This window comes from Marinifilum caeruleilacunae, assembly GCF_013141825.1.
GTDB lineage: Bacteria > Bacteroidota > Bacteroidia > Bacteroidales > Marinifilaceae > Marinifilum > Marinifilum caeruleilacunae.
This window is the reverse complement of record NZ_RZNH01000031.1, coordinates 41716-68213: the sequence shown is the minus strand read 5'-3', so window position 1 is coordinate 68213 and position 26498 is coordinate 41716. Positions and strand designations below refer to the sequence as shown.

The 26498-nt window shown below is 34.9% G+C and carries 17 protein-coding genes; 3 read left to right on the top strand and 14 right to left on the bottom strand.

Annotated features, from left to right (window positions below; all coding sequences use genetic code 11):
* The 14 genes from ELS83_RS16170 to ELS83_RS16105 all read right to left on the bottom strand — a co-directional run.
* Window positions 1-2015 (bottom strand): tetratricopeptide repeat protein (locus ELS83_RS16170; RefSeq protein ID WP_171596583.1); only part of this gene is annotated, 2015 nt, incomplete at its 3' end.
* The gene (locus ELS83_RS16165) at window positions 2016-2474 is read right to left on the bottom strand and encodes a QcrA and Rieske domain-containing protein (protein WP_171596582.1); all 459 of its coding nucleotides are present in this window, start codon (window positions 2472-2474) and stop codon (window positions 2016-2018) included. It lies immediately after the preceding gene.
* A gap of 20 nt (window positions 2475-2494) precedes the next feature.
* On the bottom strand, window positions 2495-3763 hold the full coding sequence (locus ELS83_RS16160; RefSeq protein WP_171596581.1) for a cytochrome b N-terminal domain-containing protein: 1269 nt from the start codon (window positions 3761-3763) through the stop codon (window positions 2495-2497).
* 64 nt (window positions 3764-3827) lie between these two features.
* Complete coding sequence (locus ELS83_RS16155; protein WP_171596580.1) at window positions 3828-4886, bottom strand: LacI family DNA-binding transcriptional regulator; 1059 nt, start codon at window positions 4884-4886, stop codon at window positions 3828-3830.
* 129 nt (window positions 4887-5015) lie between these two features.
* On the bottom strand, window positions 5016-6329 hold the full coding sequence (locus tag ELS83_RS16150) for an MFS transporter (RefSeq protein ID WP_171596579.1): 1314 nt from the start codon (window positions 6327-6329) through the stop codon (window positions 5016-5018).
* Between the two features lie 12 nt (window positions 6330-6341).
* Window positions 6342-7532: a mannonate dehydratase gene (uxuA, locus tag ELS83_RS16145; RefSeq protein ID WP_171596578.1), complete on the bottom strand. Its 1191-nt coding sequence runs from the start codon at window positions 7530-7532 to the stop codon at window positions 6342-6344.
* Window positions 7533-7768: 236 nt separating this feature from the next.
* Window positions 7769-8608, bottom strand: coding sequence for an SDR family oxidoreductase (locus ELS83_RS16140; protein WP_171596577.1), 840 nt, complete (start codon window positions 8606-8608; stop codon window positions 7769-7771).
* 3 nt (window positions 8609-8611) lie between these two features.
* The gene (locus ELS83_RS16135) at window positions 8612-9250 is read right to left on the bottom strand and encodes a bifunctional 4-hydroxy-2-oxoglutarate aldolase/2-dehydro-3-deoxy-phosphogluconate aldolase (RefSeq protein ID WP_249414469.1); all 639 of its coding nucleotides are present in this window, start codon (window positions 9248-9250) and stop codon (window positions 8612-8614) included.
* A 72-nt stretch (window positions 9251-9322) separates the two neighbouring features.
* Window positions 9323-10360, bottom strand: a complete 1038-nt coding sequence (locus ELS83_RS16130; RefSeq protein WP_171596575.1) for a sugar kinase — start codon at window positions 10358-10360, stop codon at window positions 9323-9325.
* 24 nt (window positions 10361-10384) lie between these two features.
* A complete protein-coding gene (uxaC, locus tag ELS83_RS16125; protein WP_171596574.1) occupies window positions 10385-11788 on the bottom strand; it encodes a glucuronate isomerase in 1404 nt (467 codons plus the stop codon).
* Between the two features lie 520 nt (window positions 11789-12308).
* Window positions 12309-13343, bottom strand: a complete 1035-nt coding sequence (locus ELS83_RS16120) for a sugar kinase (RefSeq protein WP_216616628.1) — start codon at window positions 13341-13343, stop codon at window positions 12309-12311.
* A 26-nt stretch (window positions 13344-13369) separates the two neighbouring features.
* Window positions 13370-14857, bottom strand: coding sequence for a UxaA family hydrolase (locus ELS83_RS16115; protein WP_171596573.1), 1488 nt, complete (start codon window positions 14855-14857; stop codon window positions 13370-13372).
* The gene (locus ELS83_RS16110) at window positions 14858-16306 is read right to left on the bottom strand and encodes a tagaturonate reductase (protein WP_171596572.1); all 1449 of its coding nucleotides are present in this window, start codon (window positions 16304-16306) and stop codon (window positions 14858-14860) included.
* Between the two features lie 179 nt (window positions 16307-16485).
* Entirely contained in the window at window positions 16486-20520 is a 4035-nt protein-coding gene (locus tag ELS83_RS16105; RefSeq protein ID WP_171596571.1) for a hybrid sensor histidine kinase/response regulator transcription factor, read from the bottom strand.
* Between the two features lie 209 nt (window positions 20521-20729).
* Here ELS83_RS16105 and ELS83_RS16100 point away from each other — a divergent pair, with 209 nt between their 5' ends.
* The 3 genes from ELS83_RS16100 to ELS83_RS16090 all read left to right on the top strand — a co-directional run bounded on the left by ELS83_RS16100 (window position 20730) and on the right by ELS83_RS16090 (window position 26496).
* Window positions 20730-22112 (top strand): 3-keto-disaccharide hydrolase, encoded by a 1383-nt coding sequence (locus ELS83_RS16100; protein ID WP_171596570.1) that lies wholly within the window; start codon window positions 20730-20732, stop codon window positions 22110-22112.
* A gap of 50 nt (window positions 22113-22162) precedes the next feature.
* A complete protein-coding gene (locus tag ELS83_RS16095) occupies window positions 22163-22705 on the top strand; it encodes an RNA polymerase sigma-70 factor (RefSeq protein ID WP_171596569.1) in 543 nt (180 codons plus the stop codon).
* 527 nt (window positions 22706-23232) lie between these two features.
* The gene (locus ELS83_RS16090) at window positions 23233-26496 is read left to right on the top strand and encodes a SusC/RagA family TonB-linked outer membrane protein (protein WP_171596568.1); all 3264 of its coding nucleotides are present in this window, start codon (window positions 23233-23235) and stop codon (window positions 26494-26496) included.
* The last annotated feature ends 2 nt before the right edge of the window (window positions 26497-26498 follow it).

Below are 26498 nucleotides of genomic sequence, written 5' to 3'. Positions count from 1 at the left end.
TCCATCGATTCATCGTAGCGTTGGCGTTCCGATAAGAACAGTGCATAGGTAAATGTTGTTGCACCATCTTCAGGAACATGTTTCAGGTAATCCTTCAATAAAATCTCTGCCTTTTTGTATTCTCCTTTGTTGTTGTACAAAAGAGCCAGGTTAATTTTTACMGGATGCAGTAATTCATCCTGTTCAATGGCTTTTTTATAAAATTCTTCCGCCTTGTCAACCTGCTGATTGTTGTAATAGAAATTGGCCAGGTTTAATTTCCCGGTAGGAAAATCGGCACTGTATTCTAGTGCGTCTTTGTATTCTTTTTTAGCCTTTTTAAGCTGTTCCTGATATTTTGGAGGAACCTGATCCTGCTTGATGGTGCTTAATTTTGCTGCGCAATCAGTTCGAATGGCTTTCGATGGATCGGAAAGCATGTTCAGCACTTTTTGGAACGACTGTTCATCGTCTAAAACAAGATTTCGCAGTGCATTATAACGTATGTGTCCATTTAGGTTTTGTAATGCCTCAAAAAGTATCTCTTTACTTTGAGCTTGGTAATGTGTTCCCAACATGTGAATGGCAGTAGCTCGAATCATTTCAGGGTAAACTTCATCATTGTATATGTGAACTAAGCCGTCGAAACCTTCCTGACTGCCAGTTTKAGCCGCTTTAAAAACAGTTCCATATTGTGCCGGTCGACTAATTCCATGCCATTTGTTTACATGGTCAATTGCCCATTTTGTTGATTCATCGGCATGACACTGGTTGCAGGCATTAGGAGTTCCCARYTTTTCASTTARGTCGGGGCGAGGAATTCTAAAACTATGATCGTTYCTGTAATCGGGTCCCATATAAAAACGCGCCGGCATATGGCAGTTGATACATCTTGCTCCATCTCCAACTTCGAATTTTACACCATCCTTGGCAATTACAGCTTCTCCTTTTTCCCCTTTCGATTTGTGAAAATGATGGTTGTAGGTATCGTAATCATCGGCCCTGTGACACTGGGTGCACAAGCGGTTGTCTTCGAACAGGCGTTTGGTGCTGTGTACATTGTGGCAATCGTTACACTTTACATTTTGCATGTACATTTTACTTTGTGTAAACGAGCCATAAACATAGTCTTCATCCAGAATTTGTCCATCGATAAAATATTCCGGTTCTGTTGGCAGATTAGGGATGGTATGATTGTAAAGGTCGGCAGAATGATGAAAGTCGGACAAAGAACCACGACGAGCATGACAACGAACACATAAATCAACATACTCTTTATTATCGATGCCACTGGTTTTTACCACGAGGCCGAAATTGTTATCTGTTTCGCGGGCATATTCCGCTTTGTTGGCCCATTCCAGGTGCTGTGAAGCCGGGCCATGACAAGCCTCGCAGCTTACATCAATTTCGCTCCATGTGGTGTGGTAAGTATCGGTTTTAGAATCRTAGCCTTTTACCAGGTTGGTAGAATGGCAATCGGCACACATTCCATTCCAGTTCTGGGCCTGATTGGTCCAATGCAGCCAATTATCATGTTCAATAATTTCATCTTTGTATACAGCCGTTGACATATGATACCAAACACTATCCTTCGAGTTCCAGGTGAGTGGCAGGCATTGTAATCTGCCTTTATCGAACTCAACCAAATACTGCTGTAGCGGATAATGTCCAAACACATATTTAATTTCAAACTCTTGCATGCTTCCATCTTCGCCATCGGTAAAAGCATAGAATCGATTCTCTTTTTTGTAGAGCTTATGAGTCATGCCGTTGTACTCAAGCGTCTTGTTGGTGAAATTGCCCAAAACCGTTGAATCATTGGCATGGTCCATGGCTTTATCGTGATCGGAACCCACCCAGTCGTTGTACTCATTTAAATGACACTCTATGCAGGTTTCACGCCCTACATATGTGGCTTCGTGCGATACATTTTGATCTGCACCATAAGTTTTCAGCAGCATGTACAATGGAACCGAAAGTAATGCAATTAGGATGGCTAAAAAGCTGATTCGTTCTGTTCTTTTTCGATTTTCCATTTATGCGTAGCTTAATTGCGATTTGCTAAAGTTTGATCTTTTTACCGGCTTTTTGGTGTCGACCCAAATTTCGCCATTTTCAATGGTGATTGGAAAAATATCCAAWGGTCGTGTAGCTGGCGCTGATAATACTTCGCCAAATTGATTGAACTGAGAGGCATGGCACGGGCAGTTGAATCCTCCGCTTTTTGAATTGGTATTAATGATACAGCCCAGGTGGGTACATTTTACCGATAGGGCCAAAAATCCACCATCCTCATATCTTTTTAAAAAGAACTGACCTGTAGAAAATGGATACAATTTGTTTTTTTCGAATGAATCAACTCTTCCCGCATTAAATAAATCTTTTGAGCTTGATGTATCTACTTTGCTAACACCATCCTTTAAAAGGAAAATTGCTTCAACAGATGCTGCAACTATTAACAATCGTTTTATGAATTTTCGTCGGTTCACTTTCATCAGTCTCTCTATTCAAAAAATTAAAATATCAGTTGCATTCCTTCAGCTCTTAGCAGCAAAGAAATTAGTGTCATGCAGATATAGGAAGATAATAATATACTGGTACAAGCCATGATTAGCTCGGTATTACTGGCCTTGTGATTTTTGTGCCAGAACAACAGGTATCCCGACAGGGGCAAAAGGTATAGSATAAAAGGAATTAAACCTGTAGTGATTACCGCTGGCATGTTTGCAAACCATGTGTCGAAATGCAGAAAATGATCTAAAAGGTATATCAATGTAAATGTGAAAACAAAGCTGATAATACTGGCTTGAATGCTGATTTTTTTGCCCAATTCTGAATTGAACCAAACGCCAATATTTACATTCCTGTATTTGAAATAGGGCAGKCCGAAAAAGTAGAGAATTGCCSCCAGCGGAATGATTACTGCACTAAAAAACGGATGCAGGTGCAAGAGCAGTTCCTGGGCTCCTAAAAAGTACCAGGGAGCCTTGCTCGGGTTCGGACTTTTTAAAGGRTTTGCCTGATCCAAAAGTGGAGCTTCGTAGAATACGGATAYCAGGAAAAGTCCGCCAATTAAAATACTGGCTACCATAATTTCTTTCCACAGCAGGTTTGGAATCACATCTACCTTTTGTTTATCATCTGTTTTAGGCAAAGCAACTCCGCCAGCTTTTCGAACCAACCAGAAATGTACGCTCATCAACACAACAAATAGCAATGGAATAATTCCGGTGTGCAAGGTGTAAAAGTTGATCAATGTATTTCCATCTACGGTATCGCTGCCACGAAGCAAGTAGGCCAGGTGTTTTCCAATTAAGGGAATGTATTCAACAATCTGCGTAATAACAGTTACGGCCCAATAGGCTAACTGGTCCCATGGTAAAAGGTATCCTGTAAAGCTTGATGCCAAAACAAGGAAGAACAATAACAAGCCATAAGTCCAGTTTTCGGCTCTTTTCTGAAAAATACTTTGCGAATAATATACCCGAATTAAGTGCAGAAAAGACACCACCACCATTAGCTTTGCTGACAGGTGATGCAGGTTCCTGATAAACTGGCCAAAAATGGTATTGTTTTTTAATCCAAGGATAGAATCGTAAGCATGTTCAACGGTTGGAATATACGAGAAGCGCAGAATTAATCCGGTCAAGGAAATGATAACAAAGAGCAAAGCAAGAATACCACCCAAACCAAAGGTTCTATTGAATTTGATGGCTCTGCTATCAATCTTTTTTGGGTGAAGATGTAAGGTAATTTCCTTTATGTTTTTTTTTATAAAGGTCATGATTTATTAATTAATAGGGGATAGTCCTATTATGACATTCTTTCAGAATGAATTACTTATAGGACTATAAAAAATATAATTTAATACTTTCTCTATTTATAATGTCCACAGGTAATATTTCATCTCTACTTATAGTGTTGTGAAGCATTACATGGTCAAATAGTTTTTTTATTGCTTTAAATCCTTGTTGATAGGGGTGTTGTCCAATAAGATAGTTTATAGTTCCTTGCTTAAGGTATTTAATATTCTGCTCGATGGGATCGAAGCCTACTAAGGTAATTTCATCTAGGTTATTATGAATTAAATATTCTGCAATTTTATGAACTTTAGAACCAGTAATATATATAGCTTTAATGTTTTGATTTTTGGATAGAACAGCATTCAATTTTTCTTTAATCAAGGCTGTATTTGAAGTAGGAATTTCGATGTTAATTTTAAGTCCAGTATTTCTTCCGTGATCCATAAAGTAACTTAAAAAACCTTGGGTTCGCTTGTTCAGATGATGAATGTTTTCTAGGTTTTTAGCTAGGTTAATGATAAGAATATCACCATTTTTTGGAGTACTGAAATCGACCACATTTGCGGCGACTCTACCACTGTGATAACCATCGCTTCCAACGTAGGCTAAGTAGTTACAATCTTTTATTTTAGATTCAAGAAATACATAGGGAATATTTTGTTTTTCTAACTTCTGAATAAAATCAAGGCTTTCTTGCTTAAAAATAGGAGGGAAAACAACTCCTGCAGGCCTCAATTTCAGGATTTCTTTGGTTTGTTGAATAAAATCCTGCTCATTATAATGATCAAAAAAGAATTTTTCAATTTTTACTTGAAATTGTTCTAATTCCGTAGCAGCATCACTGATGCCACTTAAAGGTCTTTTCCAAAAAATATCTTCTTCGGTAGGAGATGGCATAAGTGTCGCAAAAATGCACTGTTTCTTAGAGGTCAATGCTCGAGCAATTAAGTTTGGATGGTAATTGTTTGCTTTTGCTATATCGAGAATTTTCTTTTTAGTTTCTTCTGCAACTTCGCCTCTATTATGAAGAACACGGTCAACTGTTCCAACTGAAACGCCAGCCTGTTCTGCAATGTCCTTTATTCTAATTTTTGATTTGACCATTATAAAATTGGTATTAAAAATCAGGAAGAAATTACTCCCTCCTGATTTTTCACTAAACTACAATTATGAAACAAAAGTACTACATCTAAAATTAAAAATGTTTTGTTTTTTTATTTGGAATTAAAATTATTATTCTTCGACAGGTTCTAAATTTTCATCTAAAGGTGTCATTTTAGGCATAATCAAATGCACTAATCCCAATAGAATAGCATACATGGATCCGGCTACTAGAAATGCCCAGAAGAAACCTGTTGAGTTGGCATCATCCAACACGGATCCCAATACAATATTGAAAATCATCCCGGCCACAGCACCAACCATACCTCCAATTCCAACTACAGAAGCAGTTGCTTTCTTTGGGAATACATCCGAAGCCAAAGTGAAAATATTAGCAGACCAAGCTTGATGTCCCGCTGCTCCCAATGCAATTAAGAAAATGGCTATCCATTTGCTTTCTGTAAAAGCGACGAAACATACAGGAAGAATAATTATGGCACAAATTAGTAGTGTGATTTTTCGGGCTTTATTTAAAGACCAGCCTTTATTCATTAGATTACCCGATAACCATCCGCCAAAAATGCTCCCTGTATCTGCGATCGCATAGATAACAAGAAATGGCAAGCCCATTTCTTTGATCTTAACATCAAAGTTTTCAGCAAGAAAAATCGCCCCCCAAAATAAATAGAACCACCATACTGCATCGGTTACTTTCGCCAATGAGAAAGCCCAGGTTTGCTTTTTGAAAATCACTTTCGACCAAGGTAATTTTTCTACTGATTCCACTTCAGAATCACTTTGGATGTATTCCAATTCTTCTTTTGATACTTTTGGGTGGTCTTCCGGTTTTTTATAGGTTCTGAACCACATGTAAACCCAAATTGCGCTCAAAGCTCCAGTAATTAAAAATGGATACTGCCAATGTGTTAACTCTCCTTGTCCTCTTTCGCCGCCACTCCAATGAACAATTGCGCCTACAACAAATGGAGCTGCGATTGCTCCAACCGCTGTTGCCGCATTAAAGATTCCTGTTGCAAAGGCTCTTTCTTTTTTTGGAAACCATTCAGCGACAGTTTTAATTGCTGCAGGAAAGTTTCCTGCTTCACCAATACCTAATCCAAAACGAGCTGCAGCAAATCCAATAAAACTGAAACCACGACCTACTGCAGCATGTAACATCCCAAAGCATGACCATAACCCAATGGAAAGAACATATCCTTTTTTTGTGCCTAGACGGTCAATTATACCACCCATGGACATTAAACCTATTGCATATGCAATTTGGAAAAATACCAGGATCGTAGCGTAATCTTTTTTTGTCCAACCAAACCATTCGATTAAATCTGGTGACATTACTCCCATAATACTTCTATCGAAGTAGTTAATACTGGTTGCCATAAATAGCATGGCCAATATTCGGTATCTATAGTTTGTGATTTTAAACATATTTCAATTGTTTTATTTGATGTTCATACTTGCAATTATACCTTGCTCTAAACCTCTTAATTCGGCCAATCCCTTCATTCTACCATACAATGAATATCCTGGGTTGGTTGTTTTTGGGAGATCGTCCAACATCTTATTTCCATGATCAGGACGCATTGGAATTTGCCAATCTGATCTTCCTTCAGATTTTCGTTTTTGTTCTTCTAAAAGTAATGCTTTCATTACAGCAGGAATATCAATGTCTCCATCAAACAAATAATTTTCAAAGAAATTGCCTTCAGCATCACGGCTAACATTTCTTAGGTGAACAAAGTTAATTCTTGAAGCAAGAGTTTTAGTCATTTCAGGTAAATCATTAAAATGACCAGCGCCAAAAGACCCTGTACAAAGGGTAATACCATTAGAAACAGAATCAACAACTTTAGTTAGCTCTATAGCATCATCAATAGTACTTACTACTCTTGGTAATCCTAGAAGAGCACGTGGTGGATCATCAGGGTGGATGGCCATACGAACACCTGTTTTTTCAGCTACTGGGATGATTTCACGTAAGAAATCGTGAAGATGTTTCTTTAATTCTTCAGCACCAATTTCTTTGTAGCCATCTAAAACTTTTTGGAAACTTTCTAAAGTATAAGACTCTTCAGCACCAGGAAGACCTGCGATTACTGTTCTTGTTACTTTTTCAATTGCCTCGCTTGTCATGCTTTTGAATTTCTCAGAAGCTCTTTCAACCAAGTCAATTGGGTAGTCTTTTTTGGCATTCGGACGTTTAAGAATATAAACATCAAATGCTACGAATGTTACCATGTCAAATTTTAGAGCATTTGATCCATCTTCAAAATCGAATTCCAAATCCGTTCTGGACCAATCCAAAACAGGCATAAAATTGTAACATATTGTTTGAATGCCACAAGCTCCAAGGTTTTTAATGCTCTCCTTATAATTCTCTATATATGTTTGAGAGTTACCCGATTTTTTTTTAATGTCTTCATGTACTGGAACACTCTCAACTACCGTCCATTTTAGCCCTGCAGACTCAATTTCATGAATTCTTTTTTCAATTTCCGTTATTGTCCAGACTTCTCCATTTGGAATATGGTGAAGAGCACTTACAATTCCTGTTGCCCCTGTCTGTCTGATTTCTTTTAGCGAGATGGGATCATCGGGGCCATACCATCTCCATGTCTGTTCTAAAGCCATATTGTGTTTTTCTTCAGATAAGTTATGTTTTTAGTCTATTGTTTAGTTATGGGTTAAAGTGGGTAAAACGGCAAGAGGTGATTGAAATCTTAAACCGTTTTACCACCCTAACACGCTAACCTTAACTAATCTAACTATTGAATTTTTTATAAGTAATGGAAGATGTAATTACTAATTACATCTTTCCATTACCACTTTTAACGCATCTAACTACCAAATAGATGTAAACCTTCTTTCTAGACGCCACTGTAAGCACTGAATCCACCATCAACAGGTATCACAACGCCTGTTACAAAAGCGGACCAGTCTGATAACAAATAGAGAAGGGTGCCTTGAAGTTCCTCAGGAGTTCCGTAACGTTCCATTGGAGTGTTTTTAATGATTTTTTTCCCTCTTGGAGTTGGTTCTCCAGTTTCTTCATCAGTTAACAAGAATCTGTTCTGATTGGTCAATAAAAATCCCGGCGCAATGGCGTTTACGCGCACGCCCATTTTAGAAAAATGAACAGCCAACCATTGTGTGAAATTGTTAATTGCTGCTTTAGCTGCTGAATAAGCTGCAATTCGGGTAAGCGGACGATATGAATTCATAGAAGAAACATTCACAATTGAACCTTCTTTTTTGTCAATCATATCTGTTGCAAATACCATAGTTGGTAACAGTGTCCCCTTAAAGTTCAAATCAAAAACTTTATCAAAACCTTCCATTTTCATTCCAAAAAAGGTTTCATCTAAATTTTCCAAATCTGAATCAAGCATTTGTTCTACACTAGATGTAGCCAGAGGAGAATTTCCTCCGGCTCCATTAATTAAATAGTCTACACTCCCCAGCTTACTATTAATAATCTCTTTTGCATGTTGAAGTGATTCTTTATTCAGTACATTGGCTCCTACTCCAACAGAAATTACTTTAAATTCACTTTCAATATCTTCTGCTAATTTTTCTACAGCTACCGAATTGATATCAAGTAAAGCCGTTTTTACTCCCATTGCAGCCAATGATCTGGCCATTGCAGAACAGATTACGCCACCTGCTCCTGTGATTACTGCAACTTTATGACTTAAGTTTGTATTCATTATTTATGATTTTCTAATTTCATGAATGATTGATATTGCTTTGGATGTTGCCTCCTCAATCGCTTGATAATCAAATGAACCGTTTTTGTTTTTTATCATGAGCTGAGAACCCATCCCAACGCAATGAACACCAGATTTAAACCATTTCTCGAGGTTTTCTTTTTCAGGTTTCACACCACCAGTTGGCATGATAGATGACCACGGAAAAGGACCTTTTACCGCTTTAACAAAATCTGGCCCACCAACCTGTGCTCCAGGAAAAATCTTAACCACTTCTGCTCCCAACTCTTCCGCATAAGAGATTTCTGTAAGTGAACCGCAACCAGGTGACCATGCCACTTTTCGACGGTTGCAAACTTTTGCCATTTCAGCATTTAAGATGGGAGAAACAACAAAATTTGCTCCTAATTGTATGTATAATGAAGTACTACCTGCATCTACCAGTGAGCCTACTCCAAGAATCATTTCTGGACATTTTTTTGTAGCCCATTTATTGAGTTCTGCGAAAATTTCATGCGCATAATCACCACGGTTTACGAATTCAAATAATCGCGCACCGCCATAATAACAAGCTTCCAGAACATTCTTACATACTTCTATATCAGAATGAAAAAATACAGGAACCATTCCTGTTTCTTTCATTTTTAATGCTACTTCTATTCTTGTAAATCGAGCCATGTCAATTCAAAATTAATAATGAACAATTCATGTAGATTAGCGTGCCACACGTCCAGAGGCATCACCATCCATTAATTTTTCCACTTCTTCTACTGATACCTGGTTGTAATCACCATAAATTGTATGCTTTAAACAGGAAGCTGCAACTGCAAAGTTTAATGCTTTTTGATCATTATCAGGCCATGTTATCAAGCCATAAATTAATCCACCCATGAATGAATCTCCGCCCCCAACACGATCTACAATGTGAGTAATTTGGTAGGTGTTATTTGCTTTAAAAAGTGTTTTACCATCGTAGAGAACACCAGTCCAGGAGTTGTGATTTGCACTGATTGATCCACGTAAAGTGGTGATTACTTTTTTACAGCGAGGGAATTGTTTCATGATTTGCTGGGAAACTGAAAGGTAAGCATCTGCTTCTACATGTCCTCCTGTTACATCAACTCCTTCGGGTACGATACCAAGTACTTTTTCTGCATCTTCTTCATTGCCTAGAATCACATCACAACCGGCAACCAATTCTGGCATAATTTCATTAGCTGATTTGCCATATTTCCATAGATTTTTTCGGTAATTTAAATCTGTAGAAACCATAATGCCTCTTTTGTTTGCTTCCTGAATTGCTTCCAAACAAACATCGGCAGCGCCTTGAGATATTGCAGGTGTGATACCCGTCCAGTGAAACCAAGTCGCTCCTTCAAACACTTGATCCCAATTTATCATACCCTTCTCAATTTGAGAAATTGCTGAGTGAGCCCTATCGTACACAACCTTGCTTCCACGACTTACCGCTCCGGTTTCCAAAAAATAAATTCCAAGTCGATCACCTCCCCATATGATTTGGTCAACTCCAACGCCATATTGGCGAAGGTCCATCATACATGCGCGTCCAATGTCATTTTTAGGAAGGCGACTAATAAAATCTACATCGATCCCATAATTTGCTAAGGATACAGCCACATTCGCCTCTCCGCCACCATAGGTAGCATTAAAATTATCGATCTGAGAAAATCTTGCATAGCCTGGAGTTGCAAGTCTCAACATAATTTCACCAAAAGTGATTACTTTTCTCATTTTATATTAAATGTTTGCGGTATATTAGAAATTGAAATAATTTTTAGCATTGTAATAGCAGATTCCCTGTATAAATTCTTTTAACAAATCTTTATTATAGGGAATCAATCCTTTTTCAACATCATTTCCTATCATGTTACAAAGAATTCTTCTGAAATATTCATGGCGACTATAACTTAAGAATGATCGCGAATCGGTGAGCATACCTACAAATCGACTTAACAAACCTAGGTTCGACAATGCATTCATTTGTTTTTCCATTCCATCTTTCTGATCCAAAAACCACCAGCCGGATCCCCACTGAATCTTTCCAGCAATTTCACCATCCTGGAAGTTACCTAACATGGTAGCATAGACTTCGTTGTGTGCAGGATTAAGATTGTATAGGATCGTTTTGGTAAGCTTATCTTCAGTTGCTAATCTATTCAGGAACTTTGACATGTCTTCAGCAACCAACTTATCTGCAATTGAATCAAATCCTGAATCGGCGCCCAGTTGGTTAAACATTTTTGTGTTGTTGTTGCGAATAGCTCCAATATGGAATTGTTGGACCCATCCTTTAGAATGATCTAAAACAGCAAACTCATAAAGCATTGCCGATTTGAATTGTAGGATTTCATTTTCATGTAATTCATGGCCATTGCGAATTTTAGTAAATATTGCTATAACAGACTCTCTGGAATAATCTTCAGCAAAAAATTGCTCTAAACCATGATCAGAAGCTTTACAGCCCATTTCCGCAAAGAAATCATGTCTTTTTTGTAATGCAGTTAAAAGATCGTCAAACGAAAGAATTTGCATTTCAGATGCAGCTGCTAACTTATTAATGTATTTATTGTATTCTTCTGCATTGTCAACTGCCATTGCTTTATCTGGTCGCCACGAAGGAACTACCTTGGTCTCAAATCCAGATTCCTGTATGGTTTTGTGGTATTCCAGAGAATCAGCAGGATCGTCAGTTGTGCCAATCACTTCTACATTCGCTTTGCGAATCAAGCTTTTGCACGAAAATTCTGGTGTATTTAATTGTTGGTTACATAATTCCCAAATCTCATCTGAAGTTTCAGGACTTAGAATCTTTTCAATACCAAATGGTTTTTTTAACTCAAGATGTGTCCAATGATACAAAGGGTTTCGCATTGTATATGGAACTGTTTTTGCCCAATTCTCAAATTTATCCTGATCTGATGAAGATGATCCGGTTATGCCTTCTTCTTTGATCCCGTTGGTTCTCATTGCTCTCCATTTATAGTGATCACCATACAACCAAATTTGAGTGATGTTCTCAAATTGCTTGTCTTCTGCAATTTCTTGAGGAGAAATATGACAGTGGTAATCTATAATAGGAAGATCGGCAGCAAATTCATGATATAGCTTTTTTGCTGTTTCCGTCTCAAGTATAAAATCTTTATCTAAAAACTTTTTCATATCTTGTTTTTTTACCGTGGACGAACACGGAAGTTTGGCAAATAAAAATTTAAATCGACGGATATTTTCCAAAAATAATAGCTGATTTAAATTGTATTTCGCAATCGTGTTCGTGCACGAATATAGAATTTTTATTAAATACCAACAAATTTTGATTGATCGCTGGATTTGATTTTTAGGGATTTTAAAAATGATTAATACTGCTTTTTTAGTTGTAAAGACAAGTGTTTGGGAGTATAGGAAAGGATTAAAACCAATTTGATTTAGCGATTATTTATAACGAATAAAAATTAATTTATGGAATACTGATTTATCAAGTAGGTTTCTTTTTTTTCTTATTGTCCTTGACAATCCAATTTAATAGAAAAGTATAAAGAGAGAATTATCTCTCCTTAAACTAATGGAGCTAGACAATAATTATGCACAGATTATAATTAATAATGATAGGTTATGGATTAAAATTATGAATGATGAGTATTAGTCTGAAATTGATATAATCCATAATAGTAATCCATAATACCTATCTAATCAGGTATCCTGTTTTATTACCATTGAGCACCTTTTCTATCTCATTTATAGACACCTGATTATAATCACCACAAATTGTATGTTTTAAAAAGGAAGCAGCCAATGCAAAATCTAATGCTTTCTGATCATCCTCAGGCCAGGTGATTAGTCCATAAATTAAACCACCCATAAAGGAATCTCCTCCTCCGATCCGATCAACAATATGTGTAATGTTATAGTTATTACTCGCTTTAATAAAATCGTCGCCATTATGCAAAACTCCGGTTAATGTATTGTAATTAGCATTAATTGATCCTCGAATTGTTGATATTATCTTTTTGCATCGAGGATATTTACTCATCATACTTTTAAAAACTTGAGAATAATCTTCAGGGACCAATTTTTTCTTATTGGGTAAACTTTTCGATGGAATACCCAGAATTTTTTCAGCATCCATTTCATTTCCAATAATGATATCGCAACCGTCAACTAACTCAGGCATTACATTTATAGGAGCTTTTCCGTACTTCCAAAGATTTGCTCTATAATTGATATCCACGGAAACAGTAATTCTTTTTTTGTTTGCTGATGTAATTGCTTCCAAGCATACTTTAGCTGCACTTTCCGATATTCCAGCTGATATTCCTGTCCAATGAAACCAGCTTACGCCCTCAAATATTTGATCCCAATTGATCATACCGGGTTCAATACTGCTAAATGCGGAATTGTTTCTATCGTAAATCACCTTGCCTCCTCTGGACACAGCGCCCTTTTCGTGATAATATGTACCTAACCGATCTCCTCCCCAAATAACATTTTGTACGTTGACATTATTTTTTTTAAGATTTTTAAGGCATAAATCTCCTAAATCATTTTTTGGTAATCTTGTTATGAATTCAACATCTATACCATAATTTGCTAATGAAATGGCAACATTTGCTTCACCGCCACCAACGGATATTTGAAGTGTTTCGGTTTGAGATAATCGAGAGTAATCTGGACTTGAAAGTCTTAGCATTACTTCACCAAAGGTGATCACTTTGTTCATAATGAGAGTTTTGCGTTGATTAATTATTATAGTGTTACACCCGACTTGAAGATTGCAATTTCCCTAAAGCCTGTTTTTTCATGATTTAACTCTTTTCCGCTTGCCACAGTAATTACAAATTCAAGGAACTCTTCTGCAAGGGAATTTACATTACCAGACTCCAAAATAGTTCCTGCATTAAAGTCAATCCAATGAGATTTTCTTTTGGCTAGGTCACTATTGGTTGATATTTTCATTGTGGGTATAAAACTACCAAATGGCGTTCCTCTACCAGTGGTAAAAAGTACCATTTGACATCCAGCAAAACCTAAAGCAGAAGCTGCCACTAAATCATTTCCAGGTGATGAAAGTAGGTTTAAACCATTTCTTTGTATTGTTTCACCATATTTTAATACATCAACAATCTTCGCAGAACCTCCTTTTTGAGTACAACCTAAAGATTTATCTTCAAGTGTTGTAATGCCACCAGCTTTGTTACCTGGTGATGGATTCTCATAAATTGGTTGATTGTGTTTAATGAAGTACTCCTTAAAATCATTTATCAAGTTGACTGTTTTATTAAAAACCTCTTTGTTTTCAGCTCTCTCCATTAATAAATGTTCAGCTCCAAACATTTCAGGAACTTCAGTTAATACAGTACTACCACCACTTGCAATTAATAAATCAGAAAAAACACCAAGAAGAGGGTTAGCCGTAATACCACTAAAACCGTCAGAACCTCCGCACTTTAAACCAATTTTAAGATCCTTTAAAGGACAATCAGTTCTAGTATCCTTCTGCATATTCGTATAAAGGTTTTCAACTAGCTTAACTCCTTCTTCTATTTCATCTTCAACATCTTGGCAGTTTAGGAATTTAACACGCTCTTTGTCATATTCACCTAATGATTTTTTTAATTCACTAATTTGATTATTTTCACATCCCAATCCTAATACTAAAACACCTCCAGCATTTGGGTGTTTAACCATATTTGCAAGAGCTGTTTTGGTATTTATATGATCATCTCCCAATTGTGAACAACCATAAGTGTGACCAAATACGTGTAGGTTTTCAAGGTTTTTGAAATGATGCTGTTGTTTTAAATAATTGACAATACTTTTTGCTTGACCATTTACACAGCCAACGGTTGGTATTATCCACAATTCATTTCGAATGCCAACATCACCGTTTTTTCGCTTGAATCCCTTGAAAGTTAGTTCTGAAGCAGCAAAATTCAAATCATTGAATTTTGGATGATATTCATATTCCATGCAATCGGATAAATTGGTTTTCACATTATGTACATGAACATGATCACCCGGTTTGATATCTGAAGCTGCATAGCCAATTGGATTTCCGTATTTAATTACATTTTCACCTTTTACAATCGATATTAAAGCAATTTTATGTCCTGCAGGTATGTCTTTATTTATTTTCAGACTAATATCATCAATACTTATGATTTCACCTTTGTAAATGTCACTTGTTGCCACAAGAACATTATCTGATAAATGTATTTTTAAAAACTTTTCCATTTATGAAAGTGTTTTAATTGCATCTTGAATTCCATCGGAAAGAATAGCAAATAGGTGTTTACTGACAGTATCAGTTAAGTTTGGTGTCTGATTTAAATCCACTTCCCATAAATCAGAATAGGCCAATACTTTTTCTGTTAGAGATCTTACATTTTCAGGGTTCAAATCAAAATTACCCCAGACTTTCTTCATAAAATCGATGTGTACCTGATCGTCCTGTATTTCGATCTTTTTGCCATTGTATTCTCCTTTATAATAGGCAATTAAAGCAGCCAAAGAAAATGAAAGGTGAGAAGGAACTTGATTTGTAACCTTTATATAATCAAGTAAAGAACAAAGGTTTCTGGTTTTCCATTTTGACATCGAATTTAATGCAATACTTTTCCATTCGTGCCTAATATATGGGTTATAGAAACGCTCTAATATTTTTTTAGCAAAATTGTTTAAGTCTTCTTTTTCCCCTTTTATCGTTTTTAAAATCTCATTGTAAACCATGTTGTTCATGAATCTTCCAAGAGCATCATGCTCAATACTTTCACGTACGGTTTCAATACCATATAATAATGATACGGCAAAACTTCCAGTGTGTGCTCCATTTAAAACACGAACCTTTTGCTCCCTAAAGTCTGTCATGTCATCTACAAACTTTACTTCTAGTCCAGCTTTATCAGCAGGAAATTCATCTTTTACGTATTGGGGAGCCTCTATTACCCAAAGATGGAAGTACTCCCCAACAGTAACCAATTGATCTTTAAACCCGAGTTCTGCATGTACTTCATCAATATTATCTTTTGGAAAGCCAGGAACAATGCGATCAACTAATGTGTTGCAAAATGCACACGCTTCTTCTATCCATGTAAAAAAATCCTGTTCTAACTTCCAATTTATTGCATGTTTTAATACATATTGCTTAAGGAAGTCTGCATTTCTATCGATTAGTTCACAGCAAATTATAATTAAACCTTTTGAGGTATCACCTTTGAAAGTTTTAAATCGGCGATACAGCAAAGAAGTCATTTTACCTGGAAACGAGCTTTGAGGAGTTTGGTCAAGTTTATCTGATTCATCCCAACTAATTCCAGCTTCTGTTGTATTGGAGATTACAAATCTTAAATCAGGATTGTCAATTACGGCTAAATACTTATCAAACTCAGAATATGGGTTTAAAGCACGAGTTACACAATCGATTAATTCATTTTCTTTAATCGGTTTACTATCTTTTATTCCTTTAAGTTGTACATGATATAAACCATCCTGTGAATTTATTAATTCGGCAAGTCCATTTTCAATTGGTTGCGCTATAACAACACCTGTGTTGAAATCGATCTCTTTATTCATTTTATTAACGATCCATTCTACAAAGGCTCTAAGGAAGTTTCCTTCACCAAATTGTAATATTTTTTCTGGATGGTTAATTGATTCTTTTGCAAGTTGCCTATTCAATTCCATATTATAATAATTAAAACGTGTACGTATTTTATCTGGGGAGAGTATACGAGGCGAATATTTTTATTAAAGAACATCCGTTAACGCACACGAAAATAGTTAATGATATTTAATAATCCTAGTATTCTGTAATGAAATCTATAATCACTATGGTAAAGGATGAAATTTTACAATTCTTTTAACTAAGAATTTGTTTTTCGATATTCAGATGGAGTAGAGCCGTACTCTTCTTTAAAACATTTTCTAAAATGAGAAACACTTTGAAATCCAACTTCCAAACTAACCTTACTGATGCTAATGTTATCTTCTAAAAGCATTGTGTGAGCTTTTTTTAATCTGCATTTTCGTAAATAATCGCCTGGAGAGATACCTGTTAATCCTTTAAATTTTCTATAAAAGCTTGCTCTACTCATATTCATTTTAATACTCATTTCATCAACAGAAAATTCTGGTAAAGAATAGTTTGTGTCAATAATACCAGTTATTCTCGACCAAAATAATTTGTCGGTAGAACTGGGTTTGTTTTTGATTGATTCAATTTGTGATCCATGTTCAATGTATTGTCTCTTAAATCGTTCTCTATTCTCTAAAATTGCATTGATACGCAAGAGTAATAATTTAGCATTAAATGGTTTTTCAATAAAACCATCGATTCCCAATTCAAAACTTTCAAATTTTGTATCAAGACTATTTTTGGCAGTAAGTAAAATGATTGGTATGTGCGATGTGTAAATGTTTTGCTTTAAGTACTTGCAAAAAGTTATTCCATCCATTTCAGGCATCATGATGTCTGAAATAATTAATTCAGGCGTGTTGTTTTTTAATAATTCTATGGCTTCTTTACCATTAGTAGCAGTAATTACATTATAATATTTTGAAAGAATACTTTTTAGAAAATCACTAAGATCTATGTTGTCTTCAACTACCATGAGATCAACTCCTGGGTTAAAAGGTTGCCACTCTTCCTGAATATCTTCGTATTTTTCGGTCTCAAACTGTTGATACGAATCAGTAACTATGTTATCTGGTGAAAAATGACCTTTTCCTTTTTTGAAAATAAGCTTAAACTCTGATCCTTTATGGATCATGCTTTTCACAGAGATTGCTCCTTTTTGAATCTCCACTAAATTTTTAACCAAAGATAAACCGATCCCATGGCCTTCAATATTTTTTCCTTTACCACGGTAAAACCTATCGAATATATACTCAATATCCTCAGATGGAATGCCAATTCCCTTATCAGAAACTGTAAGTTCTATATGTTCGTATTGATCTGCAATTGAAACTACAATCCATTTATTTTTAGGAGTGTATTTAATTGCATTAGAAATAAGATTATAAAGAATTTTATTCATCTTGTCAACATCAAGCCACATGCTAATATTTTTTGATGTGGATAAAAATTGAAGATCAATATTCTTTTTGTTTGCAACCACCTGAAATGATTCTACAATTTCCTTAGTTAAATTAACGATGTCAATTTGGTTTATAGATAATTGCATTTGGTTTTGGTCCACTTTGCGAATATCAATGAGCTGATTAACTAACATAAGTAGCCTTAAAGCATTATTTTTAATCGCTTTAGAATTACTGTGTTTTAGTTTTCCATTTGATTGATCAAGATGTCCTAAAATTAAAGTCAATGGCGTTCTAAATTCATGAGAAATGTTAGTAAAGAAACGAAGTTTCGCTTCATCAGCTTCGTGAAGTTTTTCTGCAATTTCTTCAATTTCATTCTTTTGTCTTCTAAGTTCCGAAGTTTGCTCTTCAACTCTTTTTTTAAGAATTAGGTTATGTTTTTTGATGTTTGCAATTCGTCTGAAATAAAATAATACTGCTAACAATAGCAATAAAGCAATTACTGCAATTTTAAACCAAAACTGCTTCCAGATTGGTGGAATAATTTCAATAGATAGAATTTTAGCTTCACTCCAATATTGGTTATCTGAGCTTACGCATAGGTGTAATTCATAATTCCCTGGAGGTAAACTGGTATAAGTTACCAGACTGTTTGTACCCATACTGTATGACCAATTCTCCTGAAAACCTATAAGTTTATATCTGAATCTGTTGGAATTAGGATAGCTATATGGAAAAGCATTAAAAGATATAGAAAGGGAGTTTTGGCGATAGGTCAGTGATATTTGATTGGTTTGGGATAATGAGTTCTTAAGTATGATATTGTTATCAATTGTATCTAAAGGGTTAACAAGTTTATTAAATAGATACAGTTTTTCATAGAATGGTTTTCCAATGTTTTGTTCAGGAGCAACTTCCTCAGGTTTAAATGATACAATGCCATTATATCCTCCATAAAATAACTCACCATTTTTATGCTGGAAATGTGCATCATCCATAAAATAATTATTCTCAAGATAGTTTGTAAATTTCTGATGTTCCTCATTAAAACAACTAATTCCATTATTGGTACTTATCCATACCTTGTTTTTAGAATCTGAATAGATACTATAGATTATATTATCAACAAGACCATCATCTTCTAAAAATGTTTTTACAGTTTTATTCTGACTAATACTAAAAATGCCTAAACCATTGTTAGTTCCAATCCACAAAGAATCTCCTTTAGAATGAATAGAATATACTTTATTGCCTAAAATTCCATTGCTATTATAATCTATTTTAGAATAATTAAAATCGGGATAACTTATTTTTATAATGCCTTTATTCGAACCCACCCATGTATTGTGATATCGGTCTTGAGTTATATCTCGAATCGTACCTGAAAGACTTACATTGTTTTTACTAAAAGGAAAAGTGTTTAGATTATTTGTTTTTAAATTAATCACACCAATCAAATTTGGTTTTCCTGTTAGGGTGAGCAATCCGTTCTCGAATTCTTTAATTGAGTAGCAAAGATATGGCCATTCCCAACCATACTTAAAATGGATTGATTCGATTCTGTCAGAATATGGATTAAAAATACCCATCCCATTAGAATCGCCAACCCATATATTTCCTGCTGAGTCCTCGAAAATAGATCTAACTCTTCTTAAATCTCTTACCTTATTTTGTTCGTAAAAGTGAAGATATAGTTCTTGTTCCCCATTTGGATGCTGTACACCAACACCAAACCTGTCTAATGCAAACCACAAATCTCCAGATCTGGTTTTACAAATACATCTTACAGGATCAAAATTCATTGCATTTTCAGGAGTTTCTTTTAAATGGTAATGTTTAAATTGATTCTTCTTTTTCTCCAATAGATTTATTCCATGTTTGGTAGTGCCTATCCAGAGATTGTTATTTTTATCGAATGCCAATTTTCTTGCTACATGTCCTTTAAAAGAAGAAGGGTTGTCTTTTTCATTTTTGTATATACTTACTTTTATCTCCTTATTTATATTAATTTTAACCAATGGATAATCTCCTCCAATCCAAATATCATTTTCTTTTACGATTACATCTCTAATTAAATTATTGAAAGATACATTGGGTAAATTTACATCTGAGAAAGAAAAAAGGGTTTGTGGTATATTTTTAATATTCTTCCATTGTAATATTTTGGTTTTTGTGATGCCTATTATGGTGCTATCATTATTTACCGCAAGTTTATATACCGGATTGCTGTACAACTTGTCGAGTTCAATTGAACAGCTATCAGCTGTTACCTGAACTCTGTTTGCTTCATAAATTCCATTTTCACCAGACATTAAAAGTTTTGAATTTGGGAGTTTAATCATACAATCAATGCTAAAAGGAAGTTTCTTGTATGAAAAATTGAGTGTTGATTTATTAAATACACCCAACATATTTTCTTCAGCAATCCATATTTCATCAGGTGATATTTCAACAATAGAATTAACATTTTCAATATTGAAATTCTTAAATAACGAAAAAGGAAATGTTTCGAATCTCTCAAATTTATGATTGAAATAGTTTAGGCCACCATTCTTTGTAATTACCCAAATGTTGCCATTTATACTTTTTCCTAAACTTACAATTTCACTTCCGGATATATTGCCATTTTTTTTGGGGAATGACTTGAATACTTTAAATTTATAGCCATCAAATCTATTAAGTCCTTCTAAGGTACCTACCCAAACATAGCCAATGTCATCAACAATTAAATCGATGATATTATTCTGAGATAATTCATTTGAAATATCAAAATGGTCAAATTTTACATTTTGAGAATAGGTATTACTATTAAAGGTAATAAGTAATAAGAGTAAAAGAAAGGTTCTTAATTGAATCATATCAAAATTAACTTTTGCCTAAAGTTAAAAAAATAGTCTGCCAAAAATCTTAAAAAACGCTAGAAGGTCCTTTTTGACTGAAATACGACCTTATCTGATACAAAAACGCCCATCTCAGTTTGTTCATATATCTACTTTAGCACGTGAATTTTATCGCGAAATGATGATAAGGTTCAAAACTCAAATAAACTAATAATAGATTGATTGAAATGAGAAAACTAACTTACGTGTTATGCTTGGCAATTTTATTACCATGTGTTTTATCTGCCCAAAACAAAACAAATTTATTTAATGGGAAGAATTTCAATGGTTGGAGGATTCTTTATGGCACAGCTGAGTATGCAATCGATGGAGACCAGATTGTAGGAACTTCAAAAATGGGCAGTCCTAATACTTTTTTAGCTACAAAGAGAAATTACACCAATTTTATTTTAGAGTATGAGGTGAAAATGGATGAAGGATTAAATTCTGGTGTACAAATTAGAACATCAACGGATAAAGATTTTAAGGAAGGAAGACCATTTGGTTTGCAAATAGAATGTGAAGATTCTCAAAGAGGATGGGCTGGTGGAGTATTTGATGAAGCAAGAAAGGGGTGGAGATATCCTTTGGAGTATAATCCAAAAGCCAAATCAGCATTTAAAAAAGGAGAATGGAATAAGTTCAAGGTAATAGCATACAATAATCGAATTTTAACCTGGGTTAATGGTGTTGCTTGTTCAAATCTTGTTGAAGAAGAAGTGGAGACCGGCTTTATTGGGCTGCAGGTTCATGGTATTCACAAGAAAGAACATTTGGATGGTAAACAGATTCGATGGAAGAATATCTATCTACAGGAAATTGGAGAAAAAGATTTGGAGCAGCACTTTGTATCGGATGCTCCGGAAGTAAGTTACCTAAAAAACGAACTCACCCCAAAACAAATTAAAGATGGATGGAAATTGCTGTGGGATGGACAAACAACCAAAGGATGGAGAGGCTCTAAATTAGAAAATTTTCCGGAGAATGGATGGGAAATCAAAGATGGGGTATTATCTGTGTTAGCATCAGATGGTGGAGAATCTGCGAATGGAGGTGATATCGTTACAAAAAGAAAATACAAGAATTTTATTATTGAAGTAGATTTCAAACTTACCCAAGGAGCAAATAGTGGAATTAAATATTTTGTAGATACTGATTTAAACCAGGGCGCCGGTTCTTCGATTGGTTGCGAATTCCAAATTTTAGATGATAAAAAACATCCTGACGCTAAAAAAGGAACTAAAGGTAATAGAACAATTGGTTCACTTTACGACTTGATAAAGGCAAATGGTCAGGAATACAACCCATATCTCCCTAGAGAAAAGTATGTGAATGCAATTGGTCAGTGGAATAGAGCAAGAATTGAAGTAAAAGGATCACACGTCAAACATTTTTTAAATGGATGTAAGGTAGTGGAATATGATAGAGGAACTCAAATGTGGAAAGCATTGGTTGCCTATAGTAAATATGGTAAATGGCCAAACTTTGGAGAATTTGAAGATGGGAATATCCTAATTCAAGATCATGGAGATAAAGTATCATTTAAGAATATAAAAATTAAGGAATTATAAGAGTTGTGAATACTGCGCAAAAATCTTAAAGAATTTGAATTATCAAAGTGATGAAAGGTCAAAGTTCAACAGTGAATTTGCTAAAAGACAGAGATTTAAGTGAAGGGTTTAATGTGCTTTTTAATGAATTGTATGTTTCCTTGGTACATTATGCAAATAGGTTTATTGGAGATTTAAATCAAAGTGAAGATATAGTTCAGGAAGTATTTATAAACTATTGGATAAAGTTTGGTAATTCAAATTCGAATAACGAAGCAAAAAAGTATCTGTTTCGTTCTGTTTATAATGGCGCAATAGATAATATAAGATACAAAAAAGTTGAAAAGAAAAGGCTAAGTAGATATCTGTATTTATACAACAACTTTTGCTTAATGAATGATTTGGCATTAGAAACAGAAATTTCGGCAAGAATTGAAAATACAAAAATCAGTCTACCAAAACAGTGTAGAAGGATATTTTCATTAAGTCGCGATGATGGTTTTACATATAGGGAGATTGCTAGTGAGCTAGATCTTTCTGTGAAAACAGTTGAAACACAGATGAGTAAAGCTTTGAGGATATTTAGAAAGCAATTGAGTATTTATATGGAATAAACGACTATTGAATACAATGCTGTTAATGAGCTTGGAATTATTCTATTTAAACGAAGATAGAAAAAAAGCGCATGTTTTCTTAAGGGGGTAGAAGTCTGATTTCGTTTGGAAGAATAGAAATATGTAAGGAAATGACTTAAAAGAATGATAATTTTTTTAAAGATGCTACGCAAACCTTTGAATTATAATTAACTGAATATTTAGCTAAAGAATTGATGAGACTTATTGATAAAATTACTAACATGCCAAATACTAAAAATTGGATGTTGTCTGTAATAAAATAAATCATGTTGACTCAATTATTCTTAAGTGCAAATTATTCGGCCATTTATGGTTAATCGAAAATAATAAAATGGAAATCTTAGATTGAATTAATTATTAGACAAGATTTCTATTAAGAATGTTGATATGTATTTATCCTTATACCAATTGGTTTAAGGTTTATAGATCTACCTAAAATTAATCCTATGAAAAACAAACGATTAAGGAAAAATTATTTCAGTAATTGCAATAGAAAATTGCTGATAATGACCAGAGTTATGTCTCTGTTGTCGTTTATTATTCTTAGTACAGGAATTGTATCTGCTAGTACCAAGACAGATAAAAATGGCCTGAATGGGAATTTTCAGAGTGACAAACAGTTGATTACAGGTGTTGTAAAAGACGCAACAAATGAATTTCCAATTCCTGGTGTAAATGTCTTTATTAAAGGAACAACCGAAGGTACTATTACTGATATTGATGGAAATTATTCGATATCAGTGAATCAGGGCTCTATTTTGGTTTTTTCATTTATCGGAATGAAGAGCGAGGAAATTGAGATTTCCAACCAAAAGGTTATTGATGTCATGTTGGAGGTTGATGCTATTGGACTTAATGAAGTTGTTGCAATTGGTTATGGAACTCAGAAAAAAAGCGATATCACTGGTTCTGTAGCTTCTTTTAATACAGATGTGCTTCGAGAACAATCTCAAACGAATATTGTGCAGGCTCTACAAGGTAATATGGCTGGTATAACTGTTACCACAAATAACTCAAGTGCTGAAGATGATGGTACCATCTTAATTCGAGGACAAAACTCAATTACTGCAAGTAATGAACCTCTAATTGTTTTGGATGGAATACCATTCGACGGATCTCTTTCTGAGCTTAATTCAAACGATATTGAAAGTATGGAGGTGTTAAAAGATGCATCATCCACTGCGATTTACGGATCGAGAGGTTCTAATGGTGTAATTTTAATCACTACCAAAAAGGGTAAAGCTGGAAAAATGACAGTCTCATATAGCGGTAGTTATAGTTGGGATTTTATAGGCGACTTACCTGATATGCAAAATGCCTCTGATTATTGGAGTGATATATGGCAAAGAAATGTTTCTAATGTACTTGCTTCTCCTAGCAATACCTTATCAATTAGTAAGGTGATCGATAATGCATTTCAGGGAGATGCAAGCAGTAATACGGACATTGCGGCTTTTATGGAGGGATATCCTGGACAAACTTGGGATGAAGTGAAGAATAATATATTGGCTAACTATCCTGATGCAACATCAGATTGGACAGTTCTACAACAAATAGCCAATGCCTTTGCGTATCCTGAAGGAGGACGAGATACTGATTGGGTAGACTTGGCCTCAAGAGTTGGACACAAACAAGAGCACAATTTATCCATCTCAGGAGGGAGTGAAAAGAATAAGTATTACATGTCTGCCATTTATGGTAAAAATGAAGGTGTTGCCAAAGGTGATGACTTTGAGCGATTCGTTTACCGCCTAAATCTTAGCTTTGATTTGGGACATGGCATAACTTATGGAACAAACACTCAATTGGGATTTTACGATAGAAGTGGTGAGCCTGCAGACTGGGGTACAAGCCGAGGTGCATTTAGAATGAGCCCTACCTATAATGCTTATAATGCTGATGGAACTATCGATTTAACTCCAACTGATGAAGATTCTTCAGTTATGAATCCTTTAGAACCTTTATTGTATGAGAATGAAGATAAAGAAACGAGAATAATTACAAATCATTTCTTGGATATTGATATCCCAAAAGTTCAAGGATTACATTATAAACTTAATGCTGGATATCAAACTAAATATCGAGAGGATAAGACTTATAAAGGTAACAATACCGTATCGGGATCAATTTATAATGGATATCTTGAAATTAATGACAAAACATCGAAATCATGGACAATTGATAATATTTTAAGTTATAACCGTGATTTTGGAAAACACTCAATATTCTTAACAGCCTTATACAGTATTCAGGAAAGTATAGAAGAAACGGATGGAATGATTGGTAAAGGATTTCAGAGTGATGTAATGGGATATTATCAACCTGAAAATGCTGAAATATTGACGGGTTCAGCAACAAAGTGGGAAAGAAGTTCATTATCCCAAATGTTCAGAGCAAATTATGTATATGATAGTCGATATTTAATTACAGCCACAATGAGAAGAGATGGTGCTTCACAATTTGGAGATAATAAAAAGTTCGGATGGTTTCCATCTGTTGCTCTAGGTTGGAACATTTCCAATGAAAGTTTTATGTCGGATGTGGAAGCTGTGGATGCACTGAAATTTAGATTGTCTTATGGTGAGTCTGGGAATGAGGCAGTGAGTGCATACGAAACGCTGCGTAGAATGAATTCGAATGACTATATTGATGAGAATGATGGTGTGCAAACAGGATATTATGCTGAAACATTGGATAACCCAGATTTAAGTTGGGAAACAACCAAGTCAATTAATGCTGGTTTGGATTTTACACTGTTTGGCGGTAGAGTATTTGGTGCCTTCGATGTATTTTCATCTAGTACAGAAGATCTATTGTTATCTGAAACAATATCAGGAGTTAACGGAACAACCAGTATTTTAAGAAATATTGGTGAAACATCTACCAAAGGTTTTGAAATACAGATATCTACTGTAAATATTTCAACAAAAGATTTTACTTGGAAAACATCCTTAAATGCTTCATCATTTAAATCTGAAATTGAAAATGTTGGATTAAAAAATGCAGATGGACATTATATCGATGATGTTGCTAGTGAGTGGTTTATTGGGCATCCTGTAAATGTCAATTTCGATTACTCTTTAGATAGAATTTTACAGAAGTCGGATTTTATCACTGACGGTCAAGGTAATTATGTGCTCGATGCTAATAATAACTACCAGTTAAAGCCAGAAGTTGCAGATGAAATTGTTTTAATGTCTTCTACTGCTCGTCCTGGTCAGCCTATTGTAAAGGATGTAAATGGTGATGGTAAAATTGATGGTACAGCAGATAAAGAAATCCAAGGAGATCAAAACCCTGATTTTACAGCAGGTCTTAAAAATACATTCATTTATAAAAATTGGACATTTAGCTTCTTCTTAAATGGAGTATGGGGAGTAACAAAAAGAAACACCCTGGTTAACAATGATAATTTTGGCCCAAGACGTAAGTTAAATGCAACTTATTGGACACCTGATAATGCAACTACAGATCTTCCTGGAATTAATATGGGTGGTTTAACCCCTGGGATAGAACTTTATCCTTATGAAGATGCAAGTTATGTACGTTTACAGGATATATCTTTGGCTTATAATTTTAAGTCTCTTGTTGAAAAGCATAAATGGATCAGTGATTTTGAAGTGTATGCTAATCTAAAAAATGTGTACACATGGACAGAATGGGATGGCATTGATCCAGAATACTACACGGGAGAAGATACAGGTTCGAAAAAGAGTATAGAAATTCCTCGTCCTGTTAGTATAATCATTGGTACACGTATTACATTTTAATT